At 68.4% G+C, this 17,603-nt stretch carries 19 protein-coding genes; 5 read left to right on the forward strand and 14 right to left on the reverse strand.

Translation table 11 applies throughout. The features are described from left to right. Positions 1-7: 7 nt before the first annotated feature. The 4 genes from AC3WLE_RS05875 to AC3WLE_RS05890 form a co-directional block, all read right to left on the reverse strand. Positions 8-1,249 (reverse strand): class I SAM-dependent methyltransferase, encoded by a 1,242-nt coding sequence (locus AC3WLE_RS05875; RefSeq protein ID WP_492351533.1) that lies wholly within the window; start codon positions 1,247-1,249, stop codon positions 8-10. A gap of 232 nt (positions 1,250-1,481) precedes the next feature. Next, positions 1,482-2,120: a pyridoxamine 5'-phosphate oxidase gene (gene pdxH / locus AC3WLE_RS05880; RefSeq protein WP_492318767.1), complete on the reverse strand. Its 639-nt coding sequence runs from the start codon at positions 2,118-2,120 to the stop codon at positions 1,482-1,484. Positions 2,121-2,263: 143 nt separating this feature from the next. Then, a complete protein-coding gene (locus tag AC3WLE_RS05885; RefSeq protein WP_492318766.1) occupies positions 2,264-3,457 on the reverse strand; it encodes an MFS transporter in 1,194 nt (397 codons plus the stop codon). A 312-nt stretch (positions 3,458-3,769) separates the two neighbouring features. After that, positions 3,770-6,121, reverse strand: coding sequence for an AsmA family protein (locus tag AC3WLE_RS05890; RefSeq protein WP_492357485.1), 2,352 nt, complete (start codon positions 6,119-6,121; stop codon positions 3,770-3,772). Positions 6,122-6,333: 212 nt separating this feature from the next. Here AC3WLE_RS05890 and tcdA point away from each other — a divergent pair, with 212 nt between their 5' ends. After that, complete coding sequence (gene tcdA / locus AC3WLE_RS05895; RefSeq protein WP_492357486.1) at positions 6,334-7,203, forward strand: tRNA cyclic N6-threonylcarbamoyladenosine(37) synthase TcdA; 870 nt, start codon at positions 6,334-6,336, stop codon at positions 7,201-7,203. Between the two features lie 219 nt (positions 7,204-7,422). Then, the gene (locus AC3WLE_RS05900) at positions 7,423-8,382 is read left to right on the forward strand and encodes an IS110 family RNA-guided transposase (RefSeq protein WP_492357491.1); all 960 of its coding nucleotides are present in this window, start codon (positions 7,423-7,425) and stop codon (positions 8,380-8,382) included. A 16-nt stretch (positions 8,383-8,398) separates the two neighbouring features. On the opposite strand, the gene AC3WLE_RS05905 is transcribed toward AC3WLE_RS05900, so the two are convergent. Beyond that, on the reverse strand, positions 8,399-8,977 hold the full coding sequence (locus AC3WLE_RS05905; protein WP_492318763.1) for a P-loop nucleotide/nucleoside kinase family protein: 579 nt from the start codon (positions 8,975-8,977) through the stop codon (positions 8,399-8,401). Positions 8,978-9,100: 123 nt separating this feature from the next. Between AC3WLE_RS05905 and AC3WLE_RS05910 the strand changes: the two genes are divergently transcribed. Further along, positions 9,101-9,541 (forward strand): bacteriohemerythrin, encoded by a 441-nt coding sequence (locus tag AC3WLE_RS05910; protein ID WP_114131860.1) that lies wholly within the window; start codon positions 9,101-9,103, stop codon positions 9,539-9,541. A gap of 6 nt (positions 9,542-9,547) precedes the next feature. On the opposite strand, the gene AC3WLE_RS05915 is transcribed toward AC3WLE_RS05910, so the two are convergent. Together AC3WLE_RS05915 and trxA are read right to left on the reverse strand one after the other, a co-directional pair. After that, positions 9,548-9,925: a cupin domain-containing protein gene (locus AC3WLE_RS05915; RefSeq protein ID WP_492318762.1), complete on the reverse strand. Its 378-nt coding sequence runs from the start codon at positions 9,923-9,925 to the stop codon at positions 9,548-9,550. 69 nt (positions 9,926-9,994) lie between these two features. Continuing rightward, a complete protein-coding gene (gene trxA / locus AC3WLE_RS05920) occupies positions 9,995-10,840 on the reverse strand; it encodes a thioredoxin (protein WP_492357487.1) in 846 nt (281 codons plus the stop codon). A 234-nt stretch (positions 10,841-11,074) separates the two neighbouring features. Between trxA and AC3WLE_RS05925 the strand changes: the two genes are divergently transcribed. Continuing rightward, positions 11,075-12,790, forward strand: coding sequence for a long-chain fatty acid--CoA ligase (locus tag AC3WLE_RS05925; protein WP_492318760.1), 1,716 nt, complete (start codon positions 11,075-11,077; stop codon positions 12,788-12,790). 69 nt (positions 12,791-12,859) lie between these two features. Here AC3WLE_RS05925 and AC3WLE_RS05930 read toward each other — a convergent pair whose 3' ends face one another. Both AC3WLE_RS05930 and AC3WLE_RS05935 read right to left on the reverse strand, forming a co-directional pair. Continuing rightward, the gene (locus tag AC3WLE_RS05930) at positions 12,860-13,660 is read right to left on the reverse strand and encodes an ankyrin repeat domain-containing protein (protein ID WP_081050144.1); all 801 of its coding nucleotides are present in this window, start codon (positions 13,658-13,660) and stop codon (positions 12,860-12,862) included. A 17-nt stretch (positions 13,661-13,677) separates the two neighbouring features. Continuing rightward, the gene (locus AC3WLE_RS05935; protein WP_492357488.1) at positions 13,678-14,433 is read right to left on the reverse strand and encodes a gamma-glutamylcyclotransferase; all 756 of its coding nucleotides are present in this window, start codon (positions 14,431-14,433) and stop codon (positions 13,678-13,680) included. A gap of 255 nt (positions 14,434-14,688) precedes the next feature. Here AC3WLE_RS05935 and AC3WLE_RS05940 point away from each other — a divergent pair, with 255 nt between their 5' ends. Further along, positions 14,689-15,009 carry a hypothetical protein gene (locus AC3WLE_RS05940; protein WP_013957577.1) on the forward strand — a complete coding sequence of 107 codons (321 nt, stop codon included), beginning with the start codon at positions 14,689-14,691 and terminating at the stop codon, positions 15,007-15,009. Between the two features lie 80 nt (positions 15,010-15,089). On the opposite strand, the gene AC3WLE_RS05945 is transcribed toward AC3WLE_RS05940, so the two are convergent. From AC3WLE_RS05945 to AC3WLE_RS05965, 5 genes are all read right to left on the reverse strand, one after another. Further along, the gene (locus AC3WLE_RS05945; protein WP_010813699.1) at positions 15,090-15,437 is read right to left on the reverse strand and encodes an FKBP-type peptidyl-prolyl cis-trans isomerase; all 348 of its coding nucleotides are present in this window, start codon (positions 15,435-15,437) and stop codon (positions 15,090-15,092) included. A gap of 59 nt (positions 15,438-15,496) precedes the next feature. After that, positions 15,497-16,045 carry a YaeQ family protein gene (locus AC3WLE_RS05950; RefSeq protein ID WP_010813698.1) on the reverse strand — a complete coding sequence of 183 codons (549 nt, stop codon included), beginning with the start codon at positions 16,043-16,045 and terminating at the stop codon, positions 15,497-15,499. A 111-nt stretch (positions 16,046-16,156) separates the two neighbouring features. Further along, a complete protein-coding gene (locus AC3WLE_RS05955; RefSeq protein WP_492318758.1) occupies positions 16,157-16,465 on the reverse strand; it encodes a hypothetical protein in 309 nt (102 codons plus the stop codon). A 108-nt stretch (positions 16,466-16,573) separates the two neighbouring features. After that, complete coding sequence (locus tag AC3WLE_RS05960; RefSeq protein WP_492357489.1) at positions 16,574-17,161, reverse strand: YceI family protein; 588 nt, start codon at positions 17,159-17,161, stop codon at positions 16,574-16,576. A 14-nt stretch (positions 17,162-17,175) separates the two neighbouring features. Beyond that, a complete protein-coding gene (locus tag AC3WLE_RS05965) occupies positions 17,176-17,559 on the reverse strand; it encodes an MAPEG family protein (protein ID WP_492318756.1) in 384 nt (127 codons plus the stop codon). Positions 17,560-17,603 lie beyond the last annotated feature (44 nt).

Genomic DNA, 17,603 nt, shown 5'->3' on the forward strand with positions numbered 1-17,603 from the left:
GTTGCCTTCAGTCGTTGCGGCCAATTGGTTGGTCGTAGATATAGCGGCGGGACCACGGCAGCGTATCGGCCGGCAGCCCGGCCTTGTGGCAGAGCACCTGGTAGATCGACATCTTCTCGGTCTCGAAGGCATGTGCGCAGCCGGCCAGGTAGACCCGCCAGATGCGGTATTTCTTCTCGCCGACCAGGCTGCGGATGGTGTCGCCGCGGGCCTCGAAGTTGTCGGCCCAGTAGTGCAGCGTCTGCGCGTAGTGGCGGCGCAGCAGTTCGACGTCGAAGGCTTCCAGCCCGCCTTGCTGCAGCGTGCGCAGCACCAGCCCGATATGCGGCAGCTCGCCCTGCGGGAACACATAGCGGTCCATGAACTCGGCGCCGTCCATCGGCGTCGCGCCGTTGTCGGGGTCGGGCGAGGTGATGCCGTGGTTCATCACATAGCCGTCGTCGGCCAGCAGTTCGCGGATGCGGCTGAAGTAGCCGGGCAGGTTGTCCTTGCCCACATGCTCGAACATGCCGACGCTGGTGATGCGGTCGAAGGTGCCGGCGGTGTCGCGGTAGTCCTGCAGCCGGATCTCGATGCGGTCGGACAGGCCCGCGGCCCTGACGCGCTCGGTGGCCAGGTCGAACTGGTTCTGCGACAGCGTGATGCCCACGCAGCGCGCACCGAACTTCTGCGCGGCGCGCAGCACCAGTGCGCCCCAGCCGCAGCCGATGTCGAGCAGCGTCTGGTCCGGCTGCAGCCGGATCTTGGTCAGGATGTGGTCGATCTTCTTGATTTGCGCCGTGGCCAGGTCTTCGTCGCCGTGCTCGAAGTAGGCGCAGGAGTAGACCATGTTGGGGTCGAGCCAGAGCTGGTAGAAGTCGTTGGAGACGTCGTAGTGGTACTGGATCGAGTTCTTGTCTTCCTGCTTGGTATGCGTGAAGTGCTGCGCCACCTTGAACAGCGCGCCGCCGGCGCGGTGCGTGGCCGCGGCCGAGAAGCCGTAGGCGACCTTGATGATGTCCGTCAGCCTGCCCTCGAAGTCGATTTTCTCCTGCACATACGCTTCGCCCAGGTTGTCCAGGCTCGGCGTCAGCAGCAGCGGCAGGGCCGCGGCTTCGCGTACGGTCAGCGTGACAGCCGGCTTGTCGAAGTGCCCGAGCGGGTATTCGGTGCCATTCCACAGCCGCAAGCTGACCGGCAGATTGGCATTCTCTCGCAGGTCGGCGATCCAGTTGTCGAGTTGCTTTTCCAGGGCTTGCTTGAAGAACATGCGCTTTACCTCCCGATGGTTGCGGCACACACTGCGGCCGACGCATCAGACAAGGTTGGTACTGAGCTGGAACCTTGCCCAATCCGTCTCGAGCGCTGCAAGAAAAGAGTAACCAAGCGACGCCGGTCTCACTTTAGTCCAATTCCGCAGCTTGTGCAGCGCACCGTCCGGAAGACCCCACTACCGACCCGTTCGGCGCAGTTGGCGCATGTTCAGGCGCGTGCCAACCGTTTCAGGGCGACAGCCGCACGATCTGCCAGTCGCCGCCGGGTTGCAGGCGGAAGGCAATGCGGTCGTGCAGCCGCGACGGGCGGCCCTGCCAGAACTCGAGCGCGGTCGGCACCAGGCGGTAGCCGCCCCAGTGCGGCGGGCGCGGCGGGTTTTCGCCGAACTTGCTGCGGTATTCCTGCTCGCGCTGCTCCAGCACGTCGCGGCCGGGCACCTCGCGGCTTTGCGCAGAGGCCCAGGCGCCCACGCGCGAGCCCAGCGGGCGCGTGGCGAAATAGGCGTCGCTCTCGTCGTCCGAGACTTTTTCGACGTGCCCTTCGACGCGTACCTGGCGCTCCAGCTGCACCCAGTGGAACAGCAGCGCCGCGCGCGGGTTTGCCGCCAGGTCCAGGCCCTTGCGGCTTTCATAATTGGTGAAGAAGGTGAAGCCGCGGTCGTCGATGCCCTTGAGCAGCACGATGCGCGCGGATGGCTGGCCGTCGGCGTCGACCGTGGCCAGGGTCATGGCATTGGGTTCGGGCAGCTTGGCCGTGACCGCCTCGTCGAACCAGCGTTTGAACTGGCTCAACGGGTCGGGCGCCACGTCGGTTTCGGACAGAGAGCCCAGCACATAGGTACGGCGAAGGTCGGCAAGTTGAGTCATGTCGCAATCATCAGGATATCGGTCGGGATGCGCGGTGCGCCCGGGGGCGGGGCCGCAGGTCCGGCTGATTCGAGTATAGCGAATGCATCGGGGATCGCATTTGCGTGGCGACAAGCGTATCGGCAGCGCCACCTGCCGCGGGGCTAAACCGGCGGTGGCAGCACCTTGCGCCCCTGGCGCCGCGAGTAGTAACCGGCCGCGCCCATCGCGCCCGCCATCGACAGGAAGATCGGCAGCATGCCCAGCGCCGTGCCGACCACGCCAAACGTGAGCGGCCACACCACCTGGCTGGTATTGAGCACCGCCGAGCGCAGCCCCAGTGCCTCGCCGGCGCGCCCGTGCGGCGACGCCGTGTGCAGGATGTTCATGACATTGGGCTGGGCGCTGCCCAGCGCAAGGCCCAGCACGAAGGCCAGCCCGCACATCAGCCAGAACTGCGTGACGAAGGGGTAGGCCAGGTAGGCCAGCGCACCCACCAGCAGCGCGCTGCGGATGATCTTCCATTCCGAGAGCCGGCGCGACAGCGCCGGCATCGCCACGCGGATGGCAAAGGTGGCAATGGCGAAAGCGCCCAGCACCCAGCCGATCGACGACGGCGACAGGCCGATGCGCGAGCCCTGGATCGGGATCAGGAAGGCGTGCAGGTCCCATGCGGCGGACAGCACCGCGCTGGCGATGAAGACCGCGCGCAGCTCGGGTTGCTGCAGCAGGTCCAGCGTGGAGCGGCGGCTGCCGTCCTCGATGGCGATGCGCCCGGCATTGCCGCCGTGCGCCGGCAGGCGCGGACGCAGCCATTGCAGGCCGGCCTGGCCGACCAGTGCCACCGCCACCAGCACCATGAAGGCGGGGCGGAAGCCCGCATGCTCGATCACGTAGCCCATCGTCACCGGCCCGAGCGTGCCGGACACCGACAGCCCCAGCGCATGCCAGGTGTAGTTGCGCAGCCGGGTCTCATTGGTGGAGACCTGGCCGATCAGCAGCTGCATCGCCACCTGCACCAGCATGAAGCCCACGCCGATCAGCGCGCATGACAGGTACAGCGCGCCGAGGTCGTGCCAGAGCGCCGGCAGCAGCGTGCCCGCCACCACCATCAGCGAGCCCGCGGTCATCGGCTTGCGCGGCCCGATCTCGTCGATGCGCTTGCCGGCGCGGATTGCCAGCAGCATCGGCAGCAGCGCATACAGCGACATCAGCACGCCGAGCGTGACGGTGGAGGCTTTGAGGGAGATCGCGAACAGCGACACCACCACGCGGCTGGCGTTGAAGGCCACGTGGTTGCACACCGTCAGCGCGATCAGCCAGGTGATCGGCGGGACGGCGGCGTGCGGCAGCGACATGGGAACGGGGGCTCGCGGTGGCCGCGCTCATGGCGGCCGGCGGCCGTGCCGAGGCGGGAAACAAAGAGGAAACAAAGGGCGGCCGCAGCCGCGCCTTCAGAAGGATGCAGCGGGCGAACCCGCACCGCACCCGATGCTTGCCATGCTTAAACTTCTTGTAAATGGCCGTTTAATTATGCGCCCGGCGTGGGCGCGGCACAACGGCTGCGTGCGGCAGGATGTCGCAGCGTGGCAAAGTGTTGCGATTTTGCTTCAGACAATGGCGGACATGTGGCCGCCAGGCGACGCGCCAGTGCACTGGTTGCGCGCACCTCAACCGCCCTTGTGCAGGGCGTCGCTGTCCGGGCGCGCCGGCGCTGGCGCCGGCTTGCGCACCTCGCGCTCGCTGGGGCGTGCCGGCTCGCGGGTCTGGGCGTCAGCCTGCGCGGCGGTGCCCGGCGTTTCCTTCGGGATCGGCTTGCCGGCGGTCATGCCGGCAGTCTTGCCGGTGCTGGGATCCTTGTAGGTCTTGCCCGGCGGCGGCGCGACCGGGCGCTTGCGCAGGTCGGCCAGCAGCGTTGCGCACAGGTTGTCTTCGCCGCCCGGCGACAGGTCCACCAGCGGCAGCACCGCCGTCGCCACCGGTGCCAGCAGCGCCAGCGACAGCGCGCCGCCGGCGCGCAGCGCCAGCACCCCGATATCGGGGCTGACGGACGGCTTCTTCATGGTGCCGCCCACGTACAGCGGCGAGCGCAGCGAGAACACGCGCAGGCCCTTGGAGTCCGGGTGGATGGTCAGCGCCAGCCTTTCATTGCGCAGGTCGATGCCGCCGGTGGTCTCGATTACCGCATCTTCCGTATCGAGCACGAAGGTGCGCGCGCGCGCGATGCCGTCGGTGAAGGCAAAGTCGCTGACGCCGCAGTTGATCCGCACCGGCCTGTCGCCGAACAGCTTGCGGATCACCACGCTGCCCACGTTCAGCCCCATCGCTTCAAGCAGGAACTTGCTGACCGTGCCGTTCTCGACCAGCAGCTTGGCTTCGCCGTTGGAAGAGGCCATCAGCGCCGCCACTGAATTGCCTGTGGCCGAGAGCTTGGCGCTGCCGTTGAGTTCGCCGATGCTGGTGCGCATCAGGTCAAAGGTGGGGAACAGCTGCTTGAGCTTCATGTGCCGCGCGGTCATGTCGACCGTGGCCCCCATCGGCTCGCGCTTGCCGTCCAGGCGCATGGTCGACACCAGGTTGCCGCCAGCCACGCCGAAATTCAGCGGGTCCAGCAGCAGCACGCCGTCCTGCAGCTTCAGGTGCGTGACCAGGTCGGTGATCGGCAGGTCGGCATCGCGGATGATGCGCTTGCCGGTAAAGCGCACGTCGGCGTCGATCTCGTCCCAGCGCTCGGTGCGGAATGGCGCCACCGGCAGGGCCTTGTCGGTCGGCTGAGCCACCGGGCTGTCCTTGGCGGGGCGGCCGGGCTTGGCATCGGCGCCGATCAGCGGGGCCAGGTCGACGAAGCGCAGCTGGTTGGACACCAGGGTGCCGGCCAGCAGCGGACGCGGCTCGCGCTTGGTGAAGGTCAGCGTGCCAGACAGGTCGCTGCCACCGACACGGCCGGTGAACTTCTGGTATTCGTAGATCGAGCCTTGCTTGCGCAGCGTCGCCATCAGCCGGCCGCGGGTCTGGTAGGGGGGCGTGGACGGCAGCACCACCCCGGTCAGCGCATAGAGCTTGGCCATGCTGTCGCCGGTCAGGGTCAGGTGCACGTCCAGCGCGGCCAGGTGGGCCGGGTTGGTCACGGTGCCTTCGATCACGGCGCGGGTGGTGCCCACGCGCACATCGGCCAGGAGCGGGAACGGCACGTCGGTGTTGCGCAGGCTCAGCACCGTGCCGGCCTTGCCGCTGGCGTTGATGGTGGCCTCGTTGTAGCGGCCGGTGGCTTTCCAGCGCACGCCGTAGCGGTCGTCGGGACCCTTGGCCGTGGCCGGCGAGGCGGAAGCGCCCGGCGCCGAAGCCGCTGGCGCGGAGGCTGCCCTGGCCGCGCCGGGTGCACTGGCCGGGGGCCCTGGCGGCACCGCAGAGGCCTCGGGCGCCACCAGCGCGCCGTCGCGGGCCTTGTCATAGAGCGGGCTGCCGCCGATGGTGTCGAGCTCCGCCTGCAGCTCGATCTTCTTGAACTGGTCGGCCAGCGCCAGGTTGCCGCGCGCCAGCACCACCTCGCCGATATCCAGCTCCCATTCGGACGGGCCCTTCTTGGGGCCGAACTCGAGGGTCCAGTTGTTGCGGGCGTCCGGCAGGCGCTCCAGCCACACCGCCGGGCTGTCGACGACGATGGTCGGCACCGCGATCTGGTGCGCCAGCAGCGGTATCGGACGCAGCACGAAGATCAGTTCGCGCACGGTCGCCAGATGAGGCTGTTTGGCCCAGTCGGTATTGCCGATGGTGATGTCGCGCGCCGACAGGCGCGGCCATGGCACCAGCGTATGCCAGCCTTTCTCGCCCTCGCCGCGGCGCCAGGTCACGGTCAGGTCGCCGTTGATGGCAAAGGGGCGGCCGATGGCCTCGGTGACGCGGTCGTTGAGCCAGGGCTTGAGGCGGTTCCAGTCGAAGGTCAGGATCACGACCACCAGCAGCGCGATCAGCGCAACCGGTGTCAGCACACTCCACAGAACAACCTTGCGGCGCACGGGCATGAGGCGGGCTCTCCTGTCTGGCGGGGGGCAGGGCCGGGGCCGCCCACGCCAGCGCGGGGCGGCGAACGGACCACTGCATGTCTATTGTATAGTTGCGCGCTTCCTGTCTTTGTCGGGGATTGGCTGACATCGCCGCCGGAAAATGCCGGATTCTTGCCCCGGCGCAGCCAGGCGCCGACCCAGCCGCTCTCCATTGACCCGATTCCTCCAGCATGAACGATGCCGCACACGACCTGGCCGGCCTGCCCGAGCCGCTGACCCACGAAAGCCCGGCCGAGGATGACTACCACCGCCGCTTCGGCGGCGTGGCAAGGCTCTACGGCGCCGCCGGCCTGGCCCGCCTGGAGGCGGCCAGCGTGTGCGTGGTCGGCATTGGCGGCGTCGGCAGCTGGGCGGCCGAGGCGCTGGCGCGCAATGCGGTCGGGCGCATCACGCTGATCGACCTGGACCATATCGCGCTGTCCAACACCAACCGCCAGATCCATGCGCTGGGCGATGCCTACGGGCGCGCCAAGGTCGAGGCCATGGCCGAGCGCATCGTGGCCATCAACCCGCGCTGCCAGGTGACGCAGGTCGATGATTTCGTCACGCCGGACAACGTGCCCGGGCTGCTCGGCGCCGGCTATGACTACGTCATCGACGCCATCGATGCGGTGCGCGTCAAGACCGGGATGCTCGGCTGGGCCCGGCGCCAGGGCGTGCCGGTGATCACCTGCGGCGGCGCGGGCGGCCAGCTCGACCCCACGCGAGTGCGCATCGACGACCTGGCGCGTACGATCCAGGACCCGCTGCTGTCCAAGGTGCGCGCCGGCCTGCGCAAGCAATGGGGCTTTACGCGCGACCCGAAGAAGAAGTTCGGCATCGCCGCGGTCTATTCGGACGAGCCGCTGCAATACCCCGAGCCCGAGCAGCAGGCCTGCGAGATCGACGAGGCGCCGCCGCTGGACCGGCAGCCGGGCCAGCCAGCCATGCGCGGCCCGCAGGGGCTGGCGTGCGCGGGCTTTGGCTCGTCGGTGGCGGTGACGGCGGTATTCGGCTTTGTCGCGGCGTCGGCGGTGATCGGCGAGATCGCGCGCGGCTGAAGCCGCCCGGGCCGCTTGTATGTTCAAACCAGACCAGTGCGGTAAAGTCTGAGCGTCGTTTAGACGGCCAGACCGGCCCGTGTAGTTTGACAGCCGCTAGGGTGATCGAGCCCGCGCCTGAGTACAGAACGCACGGTCGCCGTGCTGGTCTTCCTGAAGCCCGAACGGTTACGCGCGCCGTTGGTGAGCGCGCATGCACAAGCAAGGGATCTGAAGACCATGTCTGTTATCTCAGTTGTTGGTATTGACGTTGCCAAGGCACACGTCGATGTCTGTGTACTGGGCGCCAGTCGCGATACCCAGCAGTTTGCCAACGATGCCGAGGGCCATTCGGCACTGGCCGCGACCTTGCAGCCGTTGGGGGTTGGCCTGGTGGTGATGGAGGCCACCGGCGGCTACGAGGCGGCCCTGGTCTGTGCGCTGCAGGCGGCAGGCCAACCTGTGGCGGTGATCAACCCGCGCCAGGCCCGCGATTTCGCTAAGTCCATGGGGCGCCTCGCAAAGACTGACACCATCGATGCGCGCATGCTCGCCGAACTGGCGTCGGTACTGGTGCAACGCGATGACCTGGCGCGCTTCCTGCGCCCGCTGGCCGACGCCCAGCAGCAGTGGCTGGCGGCCCTGGTTACGCGCCGGCGCCAGCTGCTGACCATGTTGCACGCCGAACGCCAGCGCCTGCAGATCACGCCGGCCGGGCTGCACCCGAGCATCGAGGCCATCGTGGCGGCCATCAAGGCCCAACTGGACGACGTGGAGGCGCAGATGGTGGGTCATATGCGTGAGCACTTTGGGGAACTGGATCGGCTGTTGCAGTCGGCCAGCGGCATCGGCCCGGTGGCCAGCGCCACGCTGGTTGCCGAGTTGCCTGAGCTCGGGCGGCTCAACCGGCGCGAGATCGCGGCCCTGGTAGGGGTGGCGCCCATGGCCAATGACTCGGGTAGCAGCAGGGGGCGGCGCCGGATTCTGGGAGGGCGCTTCGAGATCCGGCGAGTGCTGTACATGGCCACGCTCACCGCAACCCGGCACAACCCCGCCATCAAAGCCTTCTACCAGCGCCTGACAGCCGCCGGCAAGCTGCCCAAGGTAGCGTTAGTGGCCTGCATGCGCAAGTTGCTGACCGTGCTCAACGCCATGGTCAGAACCAGCACTCCTTGGGACAAATCGCTTCACCGAACTTGACTTTGAAGACGGTTACTCAGGCGCTCAGCGCGCGCAGCAGCCCGTCTACCTCGGCGTCGCCCGGTGCCTGGTTGTCGAAGAAGATCAGTTCCGGATAGTCCGCGGGCGCCGGCATGAAGCGCCGGGTGCGGTAGGCCTCCCAGTGGCTCAGCTTGTAGGCGTCGTTGGGATTGCCGCGCCGGATGATGCGCGCATGGGCCTCGTCTTCCGGCAGATGGACCCAGACCGTGCGCACCGTGGTGCCGGCGGGCACGTGCAGCCAGCCGGGGTCATGCAGCAGGTGGGCCTTGACCTCGCGCGACAGCGGGCCGATCACGATCACGCTGATGCCCAGGGCCAGGTTCTCTCGCGCGGTGTCGAGCAGGCCCTGGTATTCCGGGTCGCGCAGGTTGTCCAGGTAGGCCGGGCTGTCGCGGTCATTGGGGTCGCCGGTGATCGCGGCCATGGCCGCGGCGCTGTAGCGGCCGTACAGGGTGTCCTTGTCGAGCAGGCAGAAGGGCTCGCCGGTGGCCTGCATCAGCGGGCCGATCAGGCGGTGGGCGAGGGTGGTCTTGCCGGTGCCGGCATGGCCGCAGAAGAAGATCAGTCTTGGCATGAGGGATAGGTGTAGCGGACAGGGCGCATCGCCCACAGCATACCCCTGGCTTGCGCCAGATCAGGCCCGGGCCGCGCCGATTCGGTATCCTTGCCGTTTTCTCCCACGATTGCCGTCGATCCCATGGACGCCAAAGACCAGCTTTCCTCCGCCGGCCTGCCGGACCACCTCCATCTGGGCGAACCGGTCACCGACGCCACCCATGCCGAGTTCGTGCAGCTGCTGGCCGCGGTGGCCGGCGCCGACGATGCCGGCTTCCTGGCCGCGATGGACGCATGGATCGACCATACCCGCCATCATTTCGCCCAGGAAGAGCAGTGGATGGAGGCGATGGGCTTCGGCCCGCGCCATTGCCACGCGGGCGAGCACCAGCAGGTGCTGGCCGTGGCCGTCGCGGTGCGCGACAAGGTGCACACCGATGCCGAGTTCCAGCTTGGCCGCCGCCTGGTGGCCGAGCTCTCGGGCTGGTTCGACCATCACGTCAAGTCGATGGACGCGATGATGGTGGAGCATATGCGCGAGCACGGCTTCACGCTGGTCGAAGGCCCGGTCACGGCGGCCTGAGCGCAGTCAGGCCGGGTGGGCGGCGTCGCGGTCGATCACCACGAAATACTTGCGCACCGGTGCCAGCACCTCGAACAGCCCGGTAAAGCCGGCCGGGATCACGCAGGCGTCGCCGGGGCCGAAGTCGCTGGCCTGGCCGGCATCGTCGCTGATGCGGATGCGGCCGCTGATGATATGGAAGAACTCTTCCTTGCCGGCCGGAAAGGCGATGCGCCAGGCCCCGGGCTCGCATGCCCAGATGCCGCAGTCGAAATCGCCGTGCTGCGCGCTGTAGTGCGTCCAGGTGGTGCGGTCGGGGTTGCCTGACACCAGCCGGTCCGGGCGCGGGCGGTCGTGGCTGGGGGCGGGCTCGGTCTTGAAGTCGATCAGGCGGGGCGCTGGCATGGCGGATGGCAGGAAAAATGGCGGAACTGAGTCCGCCAGTTTACCGCGCCGGGGCCGCGGCCCGGCCGTTCAGTTCAGCGCGGTGCTCAGCTGGCGGCGCCAGTGCGACACCACTTCGGGCCGGTCGGCCAGCATCTCGAACACCGACAGCATGGTCTTGCGGCCGATATCGTCCTCGAAGGTGCGGTCGGCGCGCACGATTTCCAGCAACTGCTCCAGTGCCGGCTCGTACTGCTGGCGCGCGATCAGCAGCCTGGCCAGGTCCCGACGCGCCGCCAGGTCGCGCGGGTCGGCGGCAATGCGCGCGCTCAGGGTGGGCTCGTCCGGCAGGCCGGACAGGCCCTCCATCGCGTCCATGCGCGTGCGCAGCGCGGCATGGGCGTCCTGCTGCGCGGCCTGCGGCGACAGGGCCTCGAACTGCGACCTGGCCTCGGCGATGGCATTGCCGTCCAGCAGGAAACCGATATAGGCCAGCCGGGCGGCGTCGGTCTCGAGGTCGAGCGCAATGGCTTCGTCGAACTTCGCCTCGGCGCCGGCCCGGTCGCCCTCGGCGGCCAGTTGCAGCGCGTCATGCAGGGCCGTCTGCGCGGGCTTGGGCATCAGTCGCCCGAGGAATTCACGCAGGCCGGACTCGGGCAGCACGCCGATGAACTGGTCCACCGCCTGGCCGTCGGCAATCGCCACCACATGCGGGATGCTGCGCACGCCGAAGTGCGCGGCCAGGTCCTGGTTCTCGTCGACATTGACCTTGACCAGCTTCCACTGGCCGCCGGCCTCGGATTCCAGCCGTTCCAGCATCGGACCCAGCGTGCGGCAGGGGCCGCACCACGGCGCCCAGAAGTCGACCAGCACGGGCGCCTGGCGCGAGGCCTCGATCACTTCGGTTTCGAAATTCTGCAGGGTCACGTCGCTCATGGGAAATCCTGGATCGGGGAGAGGCGGGAGCGGCCAGCCCGGGCGGGCCGCCCGAAGGGGCAAGGCAATCTATACCCCTATTGTGAGGGCGAAGGCGCCGAATGCAACGCCCTGTGCCAATACCGTGCCCGCAGGGTTCGGGAAAGTCTGCGGTTGAAAATAGAACGATCGTTCGGTTATAGTCCTTGATCATACCAAAAGACCCGGTCCGCGAGACCGCACAGGAGACCTTGCATGCAGACCCCAGCTCGCCCGCATTTCCAGTTCTGGCCGAAGCGCCTGCCGACCGCCATCGTGCTGCCGGAGACCTCGCTCTGGGCCAACCTGGAAGTCTCGGCGCTCCGCTATGCCGACAAGGCCGCGATCCGCTACTTCGGCAATGCCATCACCTTCCGTGAGCTGGAGGCGCAGGCCACCGCGCTGGCCGGCTGGCTGCAGCAGAAGGCGGGCGTGAAGAAGGGCGACCGGGTGCTGCTGTACATGCAGAACTGCCCGCAGTTCATCGTCAGCTACTACGCCATCCTGCGCGCCGACGCGGTGGTGGTGCCGGTCAACCCGATGAACCGCGCCGAGGAATTCAAGCATTACGTGACCGACGCGCAGGCGCGCGTGGCGATCTTCACCGCCGACCTGGCCGCCGGGGTCGAGCAGGCGCAGGCGGAGCTGGCGCCGGCCGAGCGCCTGCAGCATATGCTGGTGACCCAGTATGCCGACGCGCTGCCGCCCGCGCACGAACATCCGGAAGACGCGCCGCCGGCCTGGCTGACCACGCCGCATCCGCTGCCCGCGGGCGCCACCGCGTGGCCCGAGGCATTGGGCGCCGGCCTGCAGCCCGGCCCGCACACCGCCGGCCCGGACGACATGGCGGTGATGCCCTACACCTCGGGCACCACCGGCTTCCCCAAGGGCTGCATCCATACGCACCGCTCGGTGATGCACAACATCGTCGGCGGCTCGACCTGGTCGGGCTCGGGCGCCGAATCGGTGATCCTGTCGGTGCTGCCGCTGTTCCACGTCACCGGCATGCAGTACGGCATGAACGGCCCGATCTACAGCGGTGCCACCGTGGTGATGCTGCCGCGCTGGGACCGCGAGGTGGCCGGCCGCCTGATCTCGCGCTACCAGGTCACGCACTGGACCAATATCCCGACCATGGTGATCGACTTCCTGGCCAGCCCCAACCTGGCCCAGTTCGACCTGGCCAGCCTGCGCTATATCGGCGGCGGCGGCGCGGCCATGCCGCAGGCCGTGGCCGAGCGCCTGCGCGAGCAGTTCGGGCTGAACTACCTGGAAGGCTACGGCCTGTCCGAGACCATGGCGCCGACGCACAGCAACCCGTCGGACCGGCCCAAGCTGCAGTGCCTGGGCGTGCCGACCTTCAACACCGACGCGCGCGTGGTCGACCCGGTCACGCTCAAGGAACTGCCGCCCAACGAGATCGGCGAGATCATCGTCAGCGGCCCGCAGGTGTTCAAGGGCTACTGGGGCAAGGAGGACGCCACCCGCGACGCCTTTATCGAGTTCGAGGGCAAGGCCTTCTTCCGCACCGGCGACCTGGGCCGCATGGACGAAGAGGGCTACTTCTTCATCACCGACCGCCTCAAGCGCATGATCAATGCGTCGGGCTTCAAGGTGTGGCCGGCCGAGGTGGAGAACCTGCTGTACAAGCATCCGGACGTGCAGGAGGCCTGCATCATCGGCACGCGCGACCCGTACCGCGGCGAGACCGTCAAGGCGGTGGTGGTGCTGCGCGCCCATGCCAGGGGCAAGACCACGCCGGAGCAGATCATCGAATGGGCCAAGGAGAACATGGCCGCCTACAAGTACCCGCGCGTGGTGGAGTTCGTTGAGGCGCTGCCGAAGTCGGGCACCGGCAAGGTGATGTGGCGCCATCTGCAGGAAAGCGAGAATGCGCGCAACACCGGCGCGGAGGAGAGGCCCGCGGCCTGAGGCAGCCGGGTAGCCAATGAAAAAGGCTGGTCGGCCGGCCAGCCTTTTTTATTTACGCGGTGCCGGCCCTCAATGCCCCCGCACCCGCATCAGCATCTTCACCATCGTCTTGTAGCCCCGCTCGCGCGCATGGCGCGTGGGGCTCACGCCTTCACGGTCGGCGAGGTTGGCGTCAGCGCCGGCATCCAGCAGCAGCTGCACCGTTTCCTCGTAGCGGGTGCTGCCATCGCCCAGGATCACCGCTTCCAGCAGCGCGGTCCAGCCGAGGTCGTTGACATGGTCCACGGCAACGCCGGCCTTCAGCAGCAGCTTCACCACCTCGACATGGCCATGCTGGCTGGCGGCGATCAGCGCGGTGCCGTCATAGCGGTCGGTGCTGGCCAGGTCGGCGCCGTGCGCCAGCGCCAGGCGCACCATGTCGGCCTGGCCGGTGGCGGCTGCCAGCAGGAAGGGGCTGTTGGCCTCGGTGTCCTTCAGGTTCACATCGGCGCCGGCCAGCAGCAGCGTGCGCGCGACTTCGGTGTGCCGGTTCTGCACCGCCGCCAGCAGGGCGCTGCGCCCGCGCTCGTCGGCCGCGCGCGCCGAGGCGCCGGCGGCCAGCAGGCGCGCCACCAGGTCCTGGTCGCCGGCGCTGGCGGCGGTGATCAGGTTGCGGTCGAGCGTGCCGATGGCGTCGCGGCGTGGCGGCGGCTGCATGGCCGCGCTGCGCGGCGCTCGGGCGGCTGGCTGGCTGGCCGCGCCGCCGGCGGGCCGTGCCGCCAGGGTCTGCCCGCCCTGGGCCGCCAGCAGGCCGCCCCCCATCAGCAATCCCATCAGGCCCAGCAGCTCGTTGAGTGCCTGTCTGCGGGTGCGTGCGGCGGGGCGCGTCATGGCGGCAGCTCCTTGGCTCAGACGGTTTCGTGGGGGCTGGCCGGCAGGGGCGCTGCGTCATCGCGGGCGGCGTGCGCAGCGCGCTCGGCGTCGGCGGCATCGTCGGCCTGCAGCTGGCGCCAGAGCCGGCCCAGGTAGGGATCGTCGACGCCGTTGGTGGCCAGGCCCAGCAAGGTCTGCTGCAGGTATTCGCGCGCGGGGCCGTACAGTCCGGCAGCGTGGCGCAGGCGCTCGACCACGCTGGGATCCGGCAGCCGGCCGGCGTAGGCCTCGTGCGAGCGGTTCATGACGAAGGCGAGGGCGCGCTGCTCAGGCGCGCCGGCATCCCCGGTGCGGATGCGCAGCCAGCGCGGATGGTAGGCCCCGGTCAGCATCTCGCGGCGCCACAGCACGCGGAATTCCTGCTCGACCACATGGCTGGGGATGCGGAACACCATGCCGTGGCAGCAGCCGCCCCGGTCCAGGCCCAGCACCAGGCCCGGGTTGTCCCAGGTGCCCCGGTTGATGCGGGAATAGAGGTAGAAGCCACGGTGGTAGCCGTGTACGGTGGCACGCTGGCGCTCGGTGTGCACCACCATCGGGTTCCAGATCAGCGAACCATAGCCGAACAGCCAGACATCGCCGCCAAGCGCGGGATCTTCCGGGCGGCGCGCCAGCGTGTCGGAAAGGGACTGCTCGAGCACGGCTTCCGGCAGCAGCGAGGACGCGACCGGAGTACTGCACAGCGAGGTGCGCAGACGGTCGGATTCGAGGTCCTGTCGCGTGATGGCCATGGTGGAAGCATAAATCAAAGCGGCGCCACGGGAAGGTGGGGGAAATGACATAAGTGCCAGTTTTTCTCAGAATTGCCTGAGCAACCGGCACGGGTGTGGGCGCCTGACAACGTTTGGCGCGGCGTGCCGCCGCTGTCACTCGCCGCGGACGCGTGCTGCCGCACCATTGTCCGCGATCAGGCGCACGTGAATTGCTGGCCGGCGCGGCTGCCATGTCCTTACAATGGTGGCCTCAATTCACAGGGGGAACCCGCGATGGCACGCACGCTTACGGTGGTGTTCGGCAGTGGCAAGGAATATGACTTCACGATCGGCACGGACGAGCTGGCCGCGGTCACCGAGGACGCCGCGTGGCGCTGGTTCGACCGGGAATATACCGAGCTGGACTGCCAGGCGTCGAGCCCGGTCGGCAAGGTGCTGGTGATCGACAAGATCCTGAATGTCGCCAAGTTTTCCGGAGAGGCGCGCTTCTCCGGCGATCCTGCCTGGGCGCAGGACTATGCCCGCCATGCGGCGCGGCTGCTGGACCGGGACAAGGTCCGCGTCGATGTCGGCAACGCCGCGATCGGGTTCTGAGGCGCGGGAGCGCCAGCAAGACGGGTAGTTGCCGCGGTTGTCGCCCCTGCCTGTGCAGGCGCGACAACCTTGCTGCCGGGTTAGACCGCCAGCAGTTCCACTTCAAACAGCAGGGTAGCGTTCGGCGGGATCACGCCGCCGGCGCCGCGGGCACCGTAGCCGAGGTCGGCCGGGATCACCAGGCGGCGCACGCCGCCCACCTTCATGCCCTGCACGCCTTCGTCCCAGCCGCGGATCACATGGCCGGCACCCAGCGGGAACACGAACGGGTCGTTGCGGTCCTTGCTCGAATCAAACTTGCGGCCAGCCTGGCCGTTCTCGTACAGCCAGCCGGTGTAGTGCACGGTGACGTGCTTGCCGGCGGTGGCTTCGGCGCCGGCGCCGACGGTGGTGTCTTCGTATTGCAGGCCAGAGGGCGTGGTTTGCATGGCGTATTTCCTTCCGATGGGAACAGACGTGGTGAGAGGAGAACGCAGCGCGGCTGCGTTCAGGCTTGGGCGCGCTGGAGCACATCCAGCGTCAGTTGCACATTGCGGTCGTCGTCGGCCACCCAGATGTCGCCGTCCTGGATCGTCACCGACAGGCGCATGGCGCGCTGCGCCAGCGCGGCCAGGGCTTCGACCGCTTCCGCCGGGACATTGTAGACGGTGACGTTGCGCAGCTTGCCGGCCTTGCCCGCCATGCCCTTCCACCATTCGCGCGCGCTGGCCGCATTGTAGGTATAGACGGTCACGCGCTCGGCCCGCGCGGCGGCGCGCTTCAGGCGCGCTTCGTCGGGCTGGCCCAGTTCGACCCAGTGGGCGATGTCGCCGGTCAGGCGCTTGTCCCACAGGTCGGGTTCGTCGGGTTCGTCCAGGCCGCGCGTGAAGGCCAGCGTTTCGGTGGCTTCGCAGGCAAAGGCCAGCAGGCGCACCATCATGCGCGCGTCATTCTCGGACGGGTGCTGGGCGATGGTCAGGCTGTGGCTGCCGTAGTAGGGCCGGTCCATGTCGGAGACCGACAGGTCAGCTTTGAAGATGGTGGATTTGAGCGCCATGAGGTGAAGTGAGCGGCAGGCGCCCCGGCTGGGGTGCGGGAGACGCAAAAGGCCGCATCATACGCCATTTGCCGGACACCGCCTGCGGGCACGGCATACTGGCGCAGTGGCTCAGCGCTTGCGGTATTCCTTGAGGTAGAAGCGCAGCAGCGCCGACAGCAGCAGCGTGCCCAGGAAGCCGGCGGCAACGATCAGCGCCTGCCCGGCGGTGGTGTCGATCTGGCCGGCCACCCCGAGCCGGAACAGCCAGGTGCCGACCATCATCGCCAGGAACGGCATCAGCAGCGCGCCGCGGCCGTAGGTTTGCACTGCCCACAGCGGGAAGCGGCGCAGGAAGTCGCCCGGAATGCTGCAGGCCAGGCAAGCACCGGCAGCTGCCAGTGCGGCGGCCACGATGTCGCCGGAATGGATATCGAACATGGTCTCGGTCTCGCGCGCCCCCATCAGGCACATGCAGGCGAGCGTGCCGGGAATTGGGCAAAGCGCTGATTCTACAAGAGAAATTTGCGCCGGAGGTGACGAATAGGGTTAGCGCGGGGTGCTGCCCGCGGGCGATGCCTCGACCGCTACTTGCAGCGTCACGGTGTCGCCTACCTCGGGCAGGAAGCGGGTCATGCCAAAGGCACTGCGCGGCACCTCGGCACGGAAGTCCCCGCCGCAGACCTGCCGGCTCACGCCGAACAGGGTGACCTCGCCGCAGCGGAAGCGCTCGGCCTGCAGGCGCAGCGGCTGCGTGACGCCGTGCAGCGTCAGCTCGCCTTCGACCGCCGCCAGCCGGCCGCCTTCCATCAGGAAGCGGTCCGCACGCAGCCGCGCCACCGGGTGCTGGGCGGCATCGAAGAATTGTGCCGAGCGCAGCACGCCGTCCAGGGTGCGGTTGCCGGTATCGACCGAGGCCAGGTCCACGATCATGTCGAGTGCGCCGGCGCCGCTGTCCGCGTCATAGACCAGGCGCCCGTCGATCTTGCCAAAGCGCCCGCGCACCGAACTGCGCTCGAAATGGCTGGCGGAGAAATAGACGGTGGTGTGCGCCGGATCGATGGTGTATTCAAGCGGCGCCGCCTGCGCGGCGGCGATGCCCAGGGCGGCAGCAAGTGCCAGCGCGCGTGCGGCCATGGCTCAGTCGGCGTTCAGTGGACGAACACGGGCAGCAGGAACATCCCCACCACCGACAGGTAGCCGACGGTCCAGCACAGCGTGCGCAGCGTGGCGCGGTCGGTCACGTAGCACACGGTGTAGAGCACGCGGGCCACGATGAAGACCACGGCCAGCTCGTCGATGCGGGCCTGCGGCGCCTGCAGGTGGCTGGCGGCCAGCACGGCGGCGGCAAAGAAGGGGAAGGCCTCGAAGTGGTTGCGGTGCGCCATGTCGGCGCGGCGCGCGCGGCCGGACTGCTGCTCCAGCCAGCCGCGCGGGTCATGGTTGTCATAGCCAGGCGCGCTGGCCTTGGCGATGGCCACCGTCACCAGCGGCAGGATGCCGGCCAGCAGCACGCACCAGAAAGCGATCGGCATAGTCCAGTCCTTTCGGTTGCAATGCCGGCGCCGCCGTCACTGGC

It is taken from the genome of Cupriavidus sp. FW306-1B-F12B (assembly GCF_058781795.1).

Bases quoted from the DNA above. Each gene is read 5' to 3' on its own strand.
- AC3WLE_RS05875 (WP_492351533.1), bottom strand. From the start codon at position 1,249: ATGTTCTTCAAGCAAGCCCTGGAAAAGCAACTCGACAACTGGATCGCC.
- pdxH (WP_492318767.1), bottom strand. From the start codon at position 2,120: ATGACTCAACTTGCCGACCTTCGCCGTACCTATGTGCTGGGCTCTCTG.
- AC3WLE_RS05885 (WP_492318766.1), bottom strand. From the start codon at position 3,457: ATGTCGCTGCCGCACGCCGCCGTCCCGCCGATCACCTGGCTGATCGCG.
- AC3WLE_RS05890 (WP_492357485.1), bottom strand. From the start codon at position 6,121: ATGCCCGTGCGCCGCAAGGTTGTTCTGTGGAGTGTGCTGACACCGGTT.
- tcdA (WP_492357486.1), top strand. From the start codon at position 6,334: ATGAACGATGCCGCACACGACCTGGCCGGCCTGCCCGAGCCGCTGACC.
- AC3WLE_RS05900 (WP_492357491.1), top strand. From the start codon at position 7,423: ATGTCTGTTATCTCAGTTGTTGGTATTGACGTTGCCAAGGCACACGTC.
- AC3WLE_RS05905 (WP_492318763.1), bottom strand. From the start codon at position 8,977: ATGCCAAGACTGATCTTCTTCTGCGGCCATGCCGGCACCGGCAAGACC.
- AC3WLE_RS05910 (WP_114131860.1), top strand. From the start codon at position 9,101: ATGGACGCCAAAGACCAGCTTTCCTCCGCCGGCCTGCCGGACCACCTC.
- AC3WLE_RS05915 (WP_492318762.1), bottom strand. From the start codon at position 9,925: ATGCCAGCGCCCCGCCTGATCGACTTCAAGACCGAGCCCGCCCCCAGC.
- trxA (WP_492357487.1), bottom strand. From the start codon at position 10,840: ATGAGCGACGTGACCCTGCAGAATTTCGAAACCGAAGTGATCGAGGCC.
- AC3WLE_RS05925 (WP_492318760.1), top strand. From the start codon at position 11,075: ATGCAGACCCCAGCTCGCCCGCATTTCCAGTTCTGGCCGAAGCGCCTG.
- AC3WLE_RS05930 (WP_081050144.1), bottom strand. From the start codon at position 13,660: ATGACGCGCCCCGCCGCACGCACCCGCAGACAGGCACTCAACGAGCTG.
- AC3WLE_RS05935 (WP_492357488.1), bottom strand. From the start codon at position 14,433: ATGGCCATCACGCGACAGGACCTCGAATCCGACCGTCTGCGCACCTCG.
- AC3WLE_RS05940 (WP_013957577.1), top strand. From the start codon at position 14,689: ATGGCACGCACGCTTACGGTGGTGTTCGGCAGTGGCAAGGAATATGAC.
- AC3WLE_RS05945 (WP_010813699.1), bottom strand. From the start codon at position 15,437: ATGCAAACCACGCCCTCTGGCCTGCAATACGAAGACACCACCGTCGGC.
- AC3WLE_RS05950 (WP_010813698.1), bottom strand. From the start codon at position 16,045: ATGGCGCTCAAATCCACCATCTTCAAAGCTGACCTGTCGGTCTCCGAC.
- AC3WLE_RS05955 (WP_492318758.1), bottom strand. From the start codon at position 16,465: ATGTTCGATATCCATTCCGGCGACATCGTGGCCGCCGCACTGGCAGCT.
- AC3WLE_RS05960 (WP_492357489.1), bottom strand. From the start codon at position 17,161: ATGGCCGCACGCGCGCTGGCACTTGCTGCCGCCCTGGGCATCGCCGCC.
- AC3WLE_RS05965 (WP_492318756.1), bottom strand. From the start codon at position 17,559: ATGCCGATCGCTTTCTGGTGCGTGCTGCTGGCCGGCATCCTGCCGCTG.